The organism is Streptomyces sp. NPDC056480 (assembly GCF_042795405.1).
Taxonomy (GTDB): Bacteria; Actinomycetota; Actinomycetes; order Streptomycetales; family Streptomycetaceae; genus Streptomyces.
In genome coordinates, this window is the sequence record NZ_JBHTSA010000001.1 from 256,352 (window position 1) to 269,495 (window position 13,144).

At 71.9% G+C, this 13,144-nt stretch carries 11 protein-coding genes; 9 read left to right on the top strand and 2 right to left on the bottom strand.

Features of this window, described 5'->3' with window-relative positions; all coding sequences use genetic code 11:
- The first annotated feature begins 28 nt into the window (after window positions 1-28).
- The 9 genes from ACFQ79_RS01215 to ACFQ79_RS01255 all read left to right on the top strand — a co-directional run bounded on the left by ACFQ79_RS01215 (window position 29) and on the right by ACFQ79_RS01255 (window position 10,832).
- Window positions 29-943: a DUF2797 domain-containing protein gene (locus tag ACFQ79_RS01215; RefSeq protein WP_383578632.1), complete on the top strand. Its 915-nt coding sequence runs from the start codon at window positions 29-31 to the stop codon at window positions 941-943.
- An 85-nt stretch (window positions 944-1,028) separates the two neighbouring features.
- A complete protein-coding gene (locus tag ACFQ79_RS01220; protein ID WP_383578634.1) occupies window positions 1,029-1,364 on the top strand; it encodes an antibiotic biosynthesis monooxygenase family protein in 336 nt (111 codons plus the stop codon).
- 46 nt (window positions 1,365-1,410) lie between these two features.
- Window positions 1,411-2,310 (top strand): amidohydrolase family protein, encoded by a 900-nt coding sequence (locus ACFQ79_RS01225; RefSeq protein ID WP_383578750.1) that lies wholly within the window; start codon window positions 1,411-1,413, stop codon window positions 2,308-2,310.
- A gap of 85 nt (window positions 2,311-2,395) precedes the next feature.
- Window positions 2,396-3,139, top strand: coding sequence for a response regulator transcription factor (locus ACFQ79_RS01230; RefSeq protein WP_383578637.1), 744 nt, complete (start codon window positions 2,396-2,398; stop codon window positions 3,137-3,139).
- Window positions 3,140-3,337: 198 nt separating this feature from the next.
- Complete coding sequence (locus ACFQ79_RS01235) at window positions 3,338-4,846, top strand: sensor histidine kinase (RefSeq protein WP_383578752.1); 1,509 nt, start codon at window positions 3,338-3,340, stop codon at window positions 4,844-4,846.
- A 26-nt stretch (window positions 4,847-4,872) separates the two neighbouring features.
- Window positions 4,873-6,156, top strand: coding sequence for a glycosyltransferase (locus ACFQ79_RS01240; RefSeq protein ID WP_383578640.1), 1,284 nt, complete (start codon window positions 4,873-4,875; stop codon window positions 6,154-6,156).
- Complete coding sequence (locus tag ACFQ79_RS01245; RefSeq protein ID WP_383578643.1) at window positions 6,153-8,366, top strand: ArnT family glycosyltransferase; 2,214 nt, start codon at window positions 6,153-6,155, stop codon at window positions 8,364-8,366. Before ACFQ79_RS01240 ends, ACFQ79_RS01245 begins: the two co-directional genes overlap by 4 nt.
- A gap of 79 nt (window positions 8,367-8,445) precedes the next feature.
- Window positions 8,446-9,972: an MFS transporter gene (locus tag ACFQ79_RS01250; RefSeq protein ID WP_383578646.1), complete on the top strand. Its 1,527-nt coding sequence runs from the start codon at window positions 8,446-8,448 to the stop codon at window positions 9,970-9,972.
- A gap of 35 nt (window positions 9,973-10,007) precedes the next feature.
- A complete protein-coding gene (locus ACFQ79_RS01255; protein WP_383578649.1) occupies window positions 10,008-10,832 on the top strand; it encodes a TetR/AcrR family transcriptional regulator in 825 nt (274 codons plus the stop codon).
- An 81-nt stretch (window positions 10,833-10,913) separates the two neighbouring features.
- Here the strand turns inward: ACFQ79_RS01255 and ACFQ79_RS01260 are convergent, their stop codons facing one another.
- Together ACFQ79_RS01260 and ACFQ79_RS01265 are read right to left on the bottom strand one after the other, a co-directional pair.
- The gene (locus tag ACFQ79_RS01260) at window positions 10,914-12,533 is read right to left on the bottom strand and encodes an MDR family MFS transporter (protein ID WP_383578652.1); all 1,620 of its coding nucleotides are present in this window, start codon (window positions 12,531-12,533) and stop codon (window positions 10,914-10,916) included.
- A gap of 15 nt (window positions 12,534-12,548) precedes the next feature.
- On the bottom strand, window positions 12,549-13,016 hold the full coding sequence (locus ACFQ79_RS01265) for a MarR family winged helix-turn-helix transcriptional regulator (RefSeq protein ID WP_383578654.1): 468 nt from the start codon (window positions 13,014-13,016) through the stop codon (window positions 12,549-12,551).
- Between the last annotated feature and the right edge of the window lie 128 nt (window positions 13,017-13,144).

The following is a 13,144-nucleotide window of genomic DNA, read 5'->3' on the forward strand; positions in this document are numbered from 1 at the left end:
CGGGCCCGGGGCCGGGAATCGGAACCGGATGTGCCGGAGACTGGACATCCGGGGAGCACAGGGAGGCGCGGACGTGGAGTGGCGGTGTCGGGGAATCACCTGGAGCGGAGGCCTGCCCGGACTGCGGTGGCGGGGCGGGCGGGTCAGTGCCCTCGCGTACGGGCAGCGGCTCGCCTTCCGGGCCGTGGGGGAGCGGCGGTGCCCGGGGGCCCGGGGGAATCCCTGCCCGCTGGAGGCCGTCGTGCCCGGCCGGTCCACCGGAGGGCGGTGCGCGGAGTGCGCGCGGCTCGACCGGGCCCACTCCGTCGCCGCCGACACCTTCCTGGACGATCCCCAGCCGTACCGCGTCTACCTGGCCTGGTTCGGGCCCGGGATGACCAAGGTCGGGATCACCGCGGAGGCCCGGGGCGAGGCCCGGCTGCTCGAACAGGGCGCCGTCACGTTCAGCTGGCTCGGGCGGGGGCCCTTGATGGCCGCCCGGCGGACCGAGGAGGTGCTGCGGCAGGCGCTGGGGGTTCCCGACCGGGTGGCGTACGAGCGGAAGCGCGCCGCCCGGCACACCCTGCCGCCCGCCCCGGACCGGGCCCGGGAGGTCCAGGAGCTGTACGGGCGGGCGCGGGAGGTCGGTGGCTGGACGGAGACCCTGGAGCCGCTGGAGTTCGCCGCCCGCGACCACGCCGCGGCCTTCGCCCTCGACGGACTGCCGCCGTTCGCGGGCACGGTCACGGAGCTCGTCGACGGAGGTGTCGTCAGCGGGCGGCTGCTCGCCGCGGCCGGGCCCGACCTGCACCTGCTCGACCCCGAGGGGCGCTGTGTCGCGCTCGACACCCGACTGATGGGCGGGTGGGTGCTCCAGGGCGCCGGGGAGGGGGACGCCTTCACCGCTCCGGTGTCGGAAGCGGTGGCAGCCGTCGACCCGAGCAGCCAGGGGGAGCTCTTCTGAGGGCCCGCGGCCCCTTCGTAAAGTCTTGGATCCCTTTCCCCGGGCCCCGTGGACATCGGCGCCCCGGCCCGGCGAGGGTGATCACATGACCCCCAAGCTGGTGGCGGACCTCGAACCGCCCTACTACACCGCTGTGTTCACTTCGATCCGGCCCGACGCCCCCGAGGGCTACGCCGAGACGGCCGCCCGGATGGACGAACTCGCCAGAGAGATGCCCGGCTTCCTCGGCCACGAGTCCGCCCGCACTCCCGGTGGCATCGGCATCACCGTCGCCTACTTCCGTGACCTGGAGGGGCTCGACGCCTGGAGGGTGCACGCCGAGCACCGGGCCGCCAAGGCGCACGGGCGTGCGCACTGGTACGAGAGCTACAGCGTCCACATCGGCAAGGTCGAGCGGAGTTACAGCTTTGAGCGCGAGTAGCGAGAGCGGCGCAGGCGACCGGAGCGGCGACAACCGCGGAAGCGCCCTGAGCGGCGAGAACCGCGAGCGCGGCGAGAGCGAGGACATTCGGGCGCTCGTCGGGCGGCTCGGGATTCCCGGGCTCGTCGACGTGCACACGCACTTCATGCCGCAGAACGTCCTCGACAAGGTCTGGGCCTACTTCGACGCCGTCGGTCCGCTGACCGGTATGGAGTGGCCCATCACCTACCGCGAGGAGGAGGAGCGCCGGCTCGCCCTCCTGCGGGGCTTCGGGGCGGTCGCGTTCACCGCGATGCTCTATCCGCACAAGCCCGGCATGGCCGCCTGGCTGAACTCCTGGGCCGCAGACTTCGCCTCCCGTACCCCCGACTGTCTGCACACCGCGACCTTCTTCCCCGAGCCGGGCGCCGAGCGGTACGTCCGTGAGGCGCTCGACGCGGGGGCCAGGGTCTTCAAGGTGCACCTCCAGGTCGGTGACTTCGACCCGAACGACGAGCAGTTGGATGCGGTGTGGGGAGCCCTCGCCGACTCCGGTACCCCCGTCGTGGTGCACTGCGGCTCCGGGCCCACCCCGGGCAGGTTCACCGGACCCGGGCCCATGGAGCGGCTGCTCGCCCGCCACCCCCGGCTCCGGGTGATCGTCGCCCATATGGGGATGCCCGAGTACGGCGAGTTCCTCGACCTCGTCCAGCGGTACGAGGGCGTCCACCTCGACACCACCATGGCCTTCACCGACTTCAGCGAGCGGCTCGCGCCCTTTCCCCGGGCGGAGCTCAAGCGGCTCGTGGACGTCGGGGACCGGATCCTCCTCGGGTCCGACTTCCCGAACATCCCGTACCCGTACGTGCACCAGCTCCACGCCCTCGACCGTCTCGGGCTCGGCGACGACTGGCTCCGGGGGGTCCTGTACGAGAACGGCGCCGCGTTGTTTCACGTGAAACCCTGAGGGCCACGGCCTCGCCGCCCCTTTCTCAGGGAATTCACAGGAAAGAGCAAGAGGCCTCTCAGCGGCGGCCGACAGCGTGGGTTCCATGACCGTCACCACACGCCGTACCGGCACCCGCGCCGACCTGCTCCGTGCCGACGGAACCGCCGTCCGTGTTCTCGTCGTCGACGACGAGGCCTCGCTCGCCGAGCTGCTCTCCATGGCCCTGCGCTACGAGGGCTGGCAGGTGCGCAGTGCCGGGGACGGGGCCGCCGCCCTGCGTTCCGCGCGTGAGTTCCGGCCCGACGCCGTCATCCTCGACATCATGCTGCCCGATGTCGACGGGCTGAGCCTGCTCGGCCGGATCCGGCGCGAACTGCCGGACGTACCGGTGCTGTTCCTGACGGCGAAGGATGCCGTCGAGGACCGGATCGCCGGACTCACGGCCGGCGGCGACGACTACGTCACCAAGCCGTTCAGCCTGGAGGAGGTCGTCGCCCGGCTGCGCGGGCTCATCCGCAGGTCGGGGGCGGCCCTCGCGCGCAGCGAGTCGCTGCTCGCCGTCGGGGACCTCACGCTCGACGAGGACAGCCACGAGGTCACCCGGGGCGGGGACTCCATCCACCTCACGGCGACGGAGTTCGAGCTGCTGCGCTATCTGATGCGCAATCCGCGGCGGGTGCTCAGCAAGGCGCAGATCCTCGACCGGGTCTGGTCGTACGACTTCGGCGGCCAGGCCAATGTCGTCGAGCTCTACATCTCGTACCTGCGGCGGAAGATCGACGCGGGGCGCACCCCGATGATCCACACCCGGCGCGGGGCCGGCTACCTCATCAAGCCGGGGGAGTAGCGGCTCGTGGTGAGAGGCGCAGGGCGGCGGACCCGGTCCTCGCGGGCGCAGCCTCCGCAGGCACAGCCTCAGCGGACCCGGTCTTCGCAGGCACGGTCTCCGCAGGCACAGCCTCAGCGGACCCGGTCTTCGCAGGCACAGCCTCCGCGGGCCCCGTCTTCGCGGACTCGGTCCTCGCGGACCCGGGGGCCGTGGTCGCTGCGGACCCGTCTCGTCGTCTCGGCGGTCGCGCTGATCGCGGTCGTCGCGGCCGTCATCGGCACGGTCACGACGATCGCGTTCCGCTCGTACCTGTACGACCAGGCCGACGACGAGGTCCGCAGCCTGTCCACCCGGGCCGCCGGCCCGCCGGCCCGGGTCGGCCTGCCCGATCCGGACAGGGAGAGGCCGCCGCTCGGCTTCCTCAAAGACCCCGGCGCGCCGATAGGGACGCTCGGGGCGGTCCTCACCGACGGGGAGGTCTCCGCGGCCGGCTACTCGACGGAGGAGGCAGGGGAGGAGGGCGCGGACCCGCCCCTGTTCCCCATCAAGGAGCTCGACGCCGCCCAGCGGTCGGCGCTTGCCGCCGTGCCCCGCGACGGACGGCCGCACACCGTCGATCTCCCCGGCGGCCTGGGCTCCTACCGGGTCGAGTACGCGGAGGGCAGCCGCGGCGCCTTCCTGACCGGAATCCCCCTCACCGAGGTCGAGGACGCCCTCTCCACCCTGGTCCTCGTCGAGCTGAGCGTCACCGGCGCCGGGCTCTTCGCCGCCTCGCTCGCCGGAACCGTGCTCGTCCGCGTCGCCCTGCGGCCGCTGCACCGGGTCGCCGTCACCGCACGGCAGGTCGCCCGGCTGCCCCTGCACAGCGGCGAGGTGGCGCTCCACCAGCGGGTCCCCGACGCGGAGGCCGATCCGCGGACCGAGGTCGGCCAGGTCGGCGCCGCCCTCAACCGGATGCTCGACCACGTCCACTCCGCGCTCGACGCCCGCCAGCAGAGCGAGACCCGCGTCCGGCAGTTCGTCGCCGACGCCAGCCATGAACTCCGCACCCCGCTCGCCTCGATCCGGGGGTACGCGGAGCTGACCCGGCGGGGCCGCGAGAAGTGCGGGCCCGACACCCGGCACGCCCTCGGCCGCATCGAGTCCGAGGCGACCCGCATGACGGGCCTCGTGGAGGACCTGCTGCTGCTGGCCCGGCTCGACGCCGGACGCCCCCTCTCGTACGAGCCCACCGACCTCGTCCCGCTGGTCGTGGACGCCGTCAGCGACGCCCGCGCCGCCGGGCCCGACCACCGCTGGTCCCTCGAACTGCCCGAGGACGGCGCCGGCCCCGTACGGGCGGACGGCCCCCGGATCCAGCAGGTCCTCGTCAACCTCCTCGCCAACGCCCGTACGCACACCCCGCCCGGGACCGAGGTCATCGCGCGGGTCCGTACCGAACCCGGCGCGGTGGTCGTCCGGATCGAGGACGACGGGCCCGGCATCCCGGCCGCGCTCCTGCCCTCCGTCTTCGAACGGTTCGCGCGCGGCGACGCCTCCCGCTCCCGCAACGCCGGATCCACCGGCCTCGGGCTCGCCATCGTGCGGGCGGTCGTGTGCGCGCACGGGGGCGAGGTGGGCGTCGAGAGCGCCCCGGGCCGGACCGTCTTCACCGTCCGGCTGCCCGCCGCGTCCCCGGCGGAAGCCCCCTCACAGGCAGGCCACAGGCTCATCACACAGCCGTGACAGCGGCCCCGGCGAGTGTCGGTGGCATGCGAACCCCAACGATCGCGGGGCCCACCTCCGGGGCCCTCCCCGCCCGGGAACACCTGCCGGTGAACATCGCGGGACGGCCCGTCCTCGACGTGGTGATCCCCGTCTACAACGAGGAGAAGGACCTGGAGCCGTGCGTCCGCCGGCTCCACGAACACCTCCTCCGGACCTTCCCGTACGGCTTCCGCATCACCGTCGCCGACAACGCCTCCACCGACACCACCCCCGAGGTCGCCGCCGGTCTCGCCGCCGAGGTGGCCGAGGTGCGCTCCGTACGGCTGGAGCAGAAGGGACGCGGCCGGGCGCTGCGGACGGTGTGGTCGGGCTCGGACGCGCCCGTCCTCGCGTACATGGACGTGGATCTGTCGACCGATCTGAACGCCCTGCTCCCGCTGGTCGCACCGCTCATCTCCGGCCACTCCGACCTGGCGATCGGCTCCCGGCTCGCCCGCTCCTCGCGGGTGGTGCGCGGACCGAAGCGGGAGTTCATCTCCCGCGCGTACAACCTGATCCTGCGCGGCTCGCTCGCCGCCCGGTTCTCCGACGCGCAGTGCGGGTTCAAGGCGATCCGGCGCGACGTCGCCGAGCGGCTGCTCCCGATGGTCGAGGACACCGGCTGGTTCTTCGACACCGAGCTGCTGGTCCTCGCCGAGCGGGCCGGGCTGCGCATCCACGAGGTCCCCGTCGACTGGGTCGACGACCCCGACTCGACCGTGCACATCGTGAGCACGGCCACCGACGACCTGAAGGGCGTCTGGCGGGTGGGCCGGGCCCTCGCGACGGGTTCGCTGCCGCTCGACCGGCTGGCCAGGCCCTTCGGCGACGACCCCCGAGACCGTGAACTCGCCGGTGTGCCGGGCGGCCTGGCCCGGCAGCTGGTCGGCTTCTGCGCGGTCGGGGCCCTGTCGACGCTCTTCTACATCGCCCTGTACTCGCTCTTCCGGCTCGGCGTCGGCCCGCAGATCGCGAACGCCGCCGCGCTGCTCGTCTCCGCCGTCGCCAACACGGCGGCCAACCGGCGGCTCACCTTCGGGGTACGGGGCCGGGACCGGGCCGTCCGCCACCAGGCGCAGGGGCTCGTGGTCTTCGCCATCGGCCTGGCCCTGACCAGCGGTTCGCTCGCCGCCCTCGGCGCGGCGACCGGCGATCCGGCGCACTCCACCGAACTCGCCGTCCTGGTCGTCGCCAACCTCGCCGCGACCGTCCTGCGCTTCCTCCTCTTCCGGCTCTGGGTCTTCCCCGAGCGGTCCGCCTCAAGGAACGACCCAAGGAACGACCGATGACTTCGACCTCCCTGGCCGCACCGGTCGGCGCGGCCCATGCCGCGCCGAACCGCGGCGGCCCGCTCACCCGGCTGTGGCGCGGCCGCGCCGAGGACGCCCGCTGGGTCCGGCCCGCGTTCCTCGGCCTGCTCGCCGTCACCGCCGCGCTCTACCTGTGGAACCTGAGCGCCTCCGGCTACGCCAACTCCTTCTACTCCGCGGCCGTCCAGGCGGGCGGCGAGAGCTGGAAGGCCTTCTTCTTCGGCTCGCTGGACGCGGCCAACGCCATCACGGTCGACAAGCCGCCCGCCGCCCTCTGGCCGATGGCCCTCTCCGTCCGCCTCTTCGGCCTCGGTTCCTGGCAGATCCTCGTGCCCGAGGTCCTCATGGGCGTCGCGACCGTCGCCGTGCTCTACGCGGCCGTACGGCGCCGGTTCGGCGCGGGCGCAGGCCTGATCGCGGGAGTCGTCCTGGCGCTCACGCCGGTGGCGGCGCTGATGTTCCGCTTCAACAACCCGGACGCGCTGCTCGCCCTGCTCATGACGGTGGCGGTGTACTGCGTGCTGCGCGCCCTCGAACAGGACCGGGGCGCGGCGAAGTGGCTCGTGTGGGCCGGGGTGGCCTTCGGGTTCGCGTTCCTCGCGAAGACCCTCCAGGCCTTTCTGATCCTGCCGCCGCTCGCCCTCGTCTACGGGGTGTGCGCGCCCGGCGGGATCGGGCGCCGGACCGGGCGTCTCGCCCTCGCCGGGCTCGCGATGCTGGTGTCGGCGGGATGGTGGGTGGCGCTGGTCGAGTTGTGGCCGGCGTCCTCCCGCCCGTACGTCGGCGGCTCGCAGAACAACAGCTTCCTGGAGCTGACCTTCGGCTACAACGGCCTCGGCCGCATCAACGGCGACGAGACCGGCAGCGTCGGCGGCGGTGGCGGCGGTGGCATGGGGGGCGGCCGATGGGGTGAGACCGGCGTCCTCCGGATGTTCAACGACTCCGTCGGCGGCCAGATCTCCTGGCTCCTGCCGGCCGCTCTGATCCTGCTCGTCGCGGGGCTCGTCGTCACCTGGCGGGCGCCCAGGACGGACACGGCACGTTCGGCATTCCTGGTGTGGGGCGGTTCGCTGCTGATCACGCTGGCCGTGTTCAGCTTCATGGCCGGCATCTTCCACGAGTACTACACGGTGGCCCTGGCCCCGTACCTCGCGGCGCTCGTCGGCATGGGCGCGGCCGTGCTCTGGGAGGAGCGCGGCAGGCTGCTCGCCTCGGCGGCCCTCGCGGTGACGGTGGCGGTGACCGCCTGGTGGGGCTGGACCCTGCTCGGGCGGACGCCGGACTGGCTGCCGTGGCTGCGTTGGACGGTCCTGGTCGCGGGCGCGGTCGCCGCGCTCGGGCTGCTGTTCGCGGGCCGGGTGGACCGGCGGCTCGGCCTCGGGGTCGCGGGCCTCGGCCTGGCTGCGGGACTCGCGGGTCCGTTCGCGTACACCCTGGCGACGGTGGACGCCGGGCACCAGGGCTCGATCGTCACGGCGGGCCCGGCGGGCGGCGCGATGGGCGGCCGGGGTCCCGGCGGCGGTGGCGGCATGCGGATGTCCGAGGGCGGGGGATTCCCCGGCGGCGGACAGCTGCCCGGTGGCCAGGGCGGTCAGATGCCCGGTGGTCCCGGTGGCCAGGGCGGTCAGATGCCTGGTGGTCCCGGTGGCCAGGGCGGTCAGCTGCCGGGTGGTCAGGGCGGCGGTCAGCTGCCCGACGGCCAGGGCCGGGGCCAGGCTCAGGGCCGGCTGCCCGGCGGCACCCCGCCGCCGGGCATGACCCGGGGCGAGGGCTTCGGTGGCGGTGGCGGCGGCATGGGCGGTCTGCTCAACGGCGCCAGCGTCGGTACGGAGGCGAAGAGCGCGCTCCTCGAGGACGCCGACTCCTACACCTGGGTGGCGGCCACGGTCGGCGCCCAGAACGCGGCCAGCTACCAGCTCGCCACCGAGAAGCCGGTCATGGCGATCGGCGGCTTCAACGGCAGCGACCCGTCCCCGACGCTCGCGCAGTTCCAGCAGTACGTCGCCGACGGGCGGATCCACTACTTCATCGGCACCGGTGAGGGCGGCGCCGGCGAGGGCGGCGGGGGTCGCATGGGCGGCGGCGGTGGCCCCGGCGGCAACTCGGAGATCTCCGCCTGGGTGGCGGAGAACTTCGAGAAGGTCACGGTCGGCAACGCCACCTTCTACGACCTGACAGCCCCGAAGTAGATAAGCGCTATACAGCGTAAGAGAGTCCTTGTACGGTGTACGAGACCTAGTCCCGTACACCGTACAAGGAGCCCTGCCCATGACGGCGACGACCGCCGCGACCGAACCGACCGCCACCGGCGGTCACCCTCAGCGCTGGCTGATCCTCGGCGTCATCTGCCTCGCCCAGCTCACCGTGCTGCTCGACAACACCGTCCTCAGCGTCGCCATCCCGTCGCTGACCTCCGAACTCCACGCGACCACCACCGACATCCAGTGGATGATCAACGCGTACTCGCTCGTCCAGTCCGGCCTGCTGCTCAGCGCGGGCAACGCCGCCGACCGCTACGGACGCAAGAAGCTGCTCGCGATCGGACTCGCGCTCTTCGGCATCGGCTCGCTCGCCGCCGGAATCGCCGACTCCACCACGCAGCTGATCGCCGCCCGCGCGGGCATGGGCGTCGGCGGCGCGCTCCTGATGACCACCACCCTCGCCGTCGTCATGCAGATCTTCGACGACTCGGAGCGGGTCAAGGCCATCGCGCTCTGGTCCACCGTCGCCTCCCTCGGCTTCGCCGGCGGACCGCTGATCGGCGGCGTGATCCTGAACCACTTCTGGTGGGGAATGATCTTCCTGATCAACATCCCGGTCGCGGTCGTGGCCCTGGTCGCCGTCCTGAAGCTCGTACCGGAGTCCAAGAACCCGCAGGGCGAGCGCCCCGACCTGCTCGGCGCGCTGCTCTCCACCATCGGCATGACCGCCGTCGTGTACGCGATCATCAGCGGCCCCGAGCACGGCTGGGTCTCCGCCCAGGTGCTGGTCCCGGCCGCGATCGGGCTGCTCGGTCTCGGCGCGTTCGCGCTGTGGGAGCTGCACACCCCGTACCCGATGCTCGACATGCACTTCTTCCGGAACCAGAAGTTCATCGGCGCCATCGGCGGTTCGATCCTGGTCGTCTTCGGCATGGGCGGCTCGCTCTTCCTGCTCACCCAGCACCTGCAGTTCGTGCTCGGCTACGAGCCGCTCGAGGCCGGTCTGCGGATGGCGCCGCTCGCGCTGACGATCGTCGGTCTCAACCTGACCGGCATCGGCCCGAAGATCGTCATGAAGCTCGGCACCCCGCCCACCGTCGTCCTCGGCATGACCCTGGTCGCCGGTGGTCTGACCTCGATCTCGCTGCTCGGCGGCGGCACGGACGGCAGCTATGCGGGCATGCTCCTCGGCCTGGTCCTGATGGGCGGCGGCATCGCCGTCTCCTCCCCGGCCATGGCCAACGCGATCATGAGCTCGATCCCGCCGGAGAAGGCGGGCGTGGGCGCCGGAATCAACGGCACCCTCGCCGAGTTCGGCAACGGCCTCGGTGTCGCCGTCCTCGGCGCCGTCCTCAACGCGCGCTTCGCGGCCCTCGTCGCCGTCACCGCGACCTCCCTCCCGGCCGCCCTGGCGGCAGCCGGCGGCGAGGCCGAGCGGCGGGAGATCGCGGACGCCTTCGCCTCCGGCCTCCAGACCAGCCAGCTGGTCGGCGCCATCGCCGTCTTCGCCGGCGGTCTGGTGGCGGCGGCCCTGCTCCGACGGGCCGAGCGGACGGAGAAGGCCCTGACGCCCGAGCAGCCGATCGCTGCCTAGCATGGTCACGGAGAACTGACAGACGGAGGAACGCGATGGTCAAGGCAGCCGACCGGGCCAAGAACCCGGCGCGTTCCAGCGTCTGGCTGGAGACCCGGACCCCGCGCGGCGGCGGCGGTCCGGCCGGTCTCGACCGGGACCGGATCGTCGCCGCCGCGATCCGGATGCTCGACGAGGAGGGTCTGGCCAAGCTGTCGATGCGCAAGCTGGCGGCCGAGCTGAACGTCACCGCGATGTCCCTGTACTGGTACGTGGACACCAAGGACGACATCATCGAGTTCGCCATGGACAGCGTCTACGGCGAGTTCGGCCTCGGGGCGGTGGAGGCCGCGGACGGCTGGCGGGACATGATCCGGGTGCTCGCCCTGGAATACCGCCGGATGCTGGTCCGCCACCCGTGGATGTCCCCGAGTGCCGGGCAGTACCTGAACATCGGCCCGCATGCGATCGCCGTCGGTGCCAAGATCCAGGAGGCGATCGGGGACACCGGTCTGCCGATGGACCGTCAGCCCAGCGCGACGTCGGCGGTCTTCCAGTTCGTCTACGGCTACGGGACGATCGAGTCCCAGTTCGGGCGGCGGGCGGCCGAGGCCGGGATGTCGCAGGACGACTTCTACGTGGAGTCGATCAAGGCCTTCCGCGACGACCCCGGGTTCGCGGACGCCCTCGAACCCATGGCGGAGATCCTCGACGAACGGGCCTCGCACGGCAGCGTCACCGAGATCTGGGACCGCGACTTCGCCTACGCGCTGGACGTCCTGGTCGCCGGCATCGAGACGATGGTTTCCCGTGAAACCAAGGCCGGTGGGACCGAGGCGGGTGGGACCGAGGCGGCTGGGACCCCTGAAACCGGAGAATGACGGAGCGGCGGGCCGTCCCCTGCCCGCCGCTCCGTACTGGACCCGGCCGCGCCTCCGCTCGAAGCGCGGCCGGGAGTCTTTCTAGGCCTCCGCGGCCACCGGCTTCTCGTCGGCCTTCACCGAGCTGCTCTTCAGGGCGACTTCCTTGATGAAGAGCGTCACCACGAAGGCGAGCAGCGCGAACGGCGCCGAGTAGAGGAAGACATCGCCGACGCCGTGTCCGTAGGCGCTCTCCATGACCGTGCGGATCGGGGCCGGCAGCTTGTCCATGTCGGGGATGCCACCGCCCGTGCCGCCCTGGCCCATGGCGGCCGCGGCCTTCGGGCCGAGCTCGGCCAGGCCCTCCTTGACGTAGTCCGTGACCCGGTGGGCCATGACCGCGCCGAGCGCCGAGACACCGATCGCACCGCCCAGGGAGCGGAAGAAGGTGACGACGGAGGAGGCGGCGCCGAGGTCGGCGGGGGCCACCTGGTTCTGGGTGCAGAGCACCAGGTTCTGCATCATCATGCCGAGGCCGAGGCCGAGGACCGCCATGAACAGCGCGATGTGCCAGTACGTCGTGTCGTAGCGGATCGTGCCGAGCAGGCCGAGACCGCCCGCGGCGAGGGCGCCGCCGCTGACCAGCCACGCCTTCCACCGGCCGGTCTTGGTGATGACCAGACCCGAGACGGTGGAGGAGACGAACAGGCCCGCGATCATCGGGATGGTGAGGACGCCGGACATCGTCGGCGACTCGTTCCGCGCCAGCTGGAAGTACTGGCTGAAGAAGACCGTGCCGGCGAACATCGCGACACCCACGAAGAGCGAGGCGAGCGAGGCGAGGGTGATCGTGCGGTTGCGGAAGAGGCGGAGCGGGATGATCGGCTCGCTCGCCTTCGACTCGACGAGCAGGAAGATCCCGCCGAGTGCGATCGCGCCGAGCACCATCGCGGCCGTCTGCCAGGACATCCAGTCGTACTTGTCGCCCGCGAAGGTGACCCAGATGAGCAGCAGCGAGACCGCGGCGCTGATGAAGAAGGCGCCGGCCCAGTCGACCTTGACCTTGCGCTTCACGATGGGAAGCTTGAGGGTCTTCTGCAGGACGACCAGCGCGATGATCGCGAAGGGCACGCCCACGTAGAAGCACCAGCGCCAGCCGAGCCAGTCGGTGTCGGTGATGACGCCGCCGAGCAGCGGACCGCCGACGGTGGCGACGGCGAAGGTCGCGCCGAGGTAGCCGCTGTAGCGCCCGCGCTCACGCGGGGCGATCATCGCGGCCAGGATGATCTGGGAGAGGGCGGTCAGACCGCCGACGCCGATGCCCTGCACGACACGGCAGGCGATGAGCATGCCGGTGCTCTGCGAGAGACCGGCGACGACCGAGCCCGCCACGTAGATGATCAGGGCTATCTGGACGAGCAGCTTCTTGGAGAAGAGGTCCGCGAGCTTGCCCCAGAGCGGGGTGGTCGCGGTCATCGAGAGGAGTGCGGCGGTGACCACCCAGGTGTAGGCGGACTGGCCGCCGCCCAGGTCGGTGATGATCTGGGGGAGGGCGTTGGAGACGATCGTCGAGGACAGGATGGCGACGAACATGCCGAGCAGCAGCCCGGACAGCGCCTCCATGATCTGCTTGTGCGTCATCGGGGCGCCGCCGGAGGCGGTGTCCCCCTGCTTGGCGCTCCCGCCGCTCACACCGGTCTCTGGTGTGGTGGTCGTAGCCATCAAGTTCCTTCGTTCTCAAGCGTGGTGGGCCCGGCAGTCCCCGAAGGAATCGCGGAGGCGGGCGAGCAGGGTGGTGAGCAGTTCGACGTCGTCGTCGGACCACTCCGCGAGGGTGCGGGCGAGCATGTCGGTCAGCCGTCGGTCGAGGACGGCGAGCATGTCTTCGCCCGCCCGGGTCAGGTGCAGGATCCGGGAGCGCCGGTCGGCGGGGTCGGGCAGGCGCTCGACCCAGCCGCGGTCCACGGTGTGGGCCACGTGCCGGCTGCTGACCGACATGTCGACGGCCATCAGCTCGGACACCCGGCCCATCCGCATGTCGCCGTGGTGGTTGAGCAGGGCGAGGACGATGGCGGATCCGCCGGGGCACTCGGCGGGCAGGACCCGCGCGAGTCCGCGCTTCACCGCTCCGATGGCGCTCACCTGGCGGGCGAGGTTCTCGTAGCGGTTGCTCCGGTCCGTCGAGCTGTCCATCGAGTCGTCCATCAGGCACTCCACAGATGTTGTTGCTTAGGGCAACCATAGAGATGGATGGTTGCTCCAGGCAAACTAAATCGGTCAAACGGCGCTAAAGAATAGGCAAAGGTGGAGCGGAGGTGTGGGTCGCGGACGGT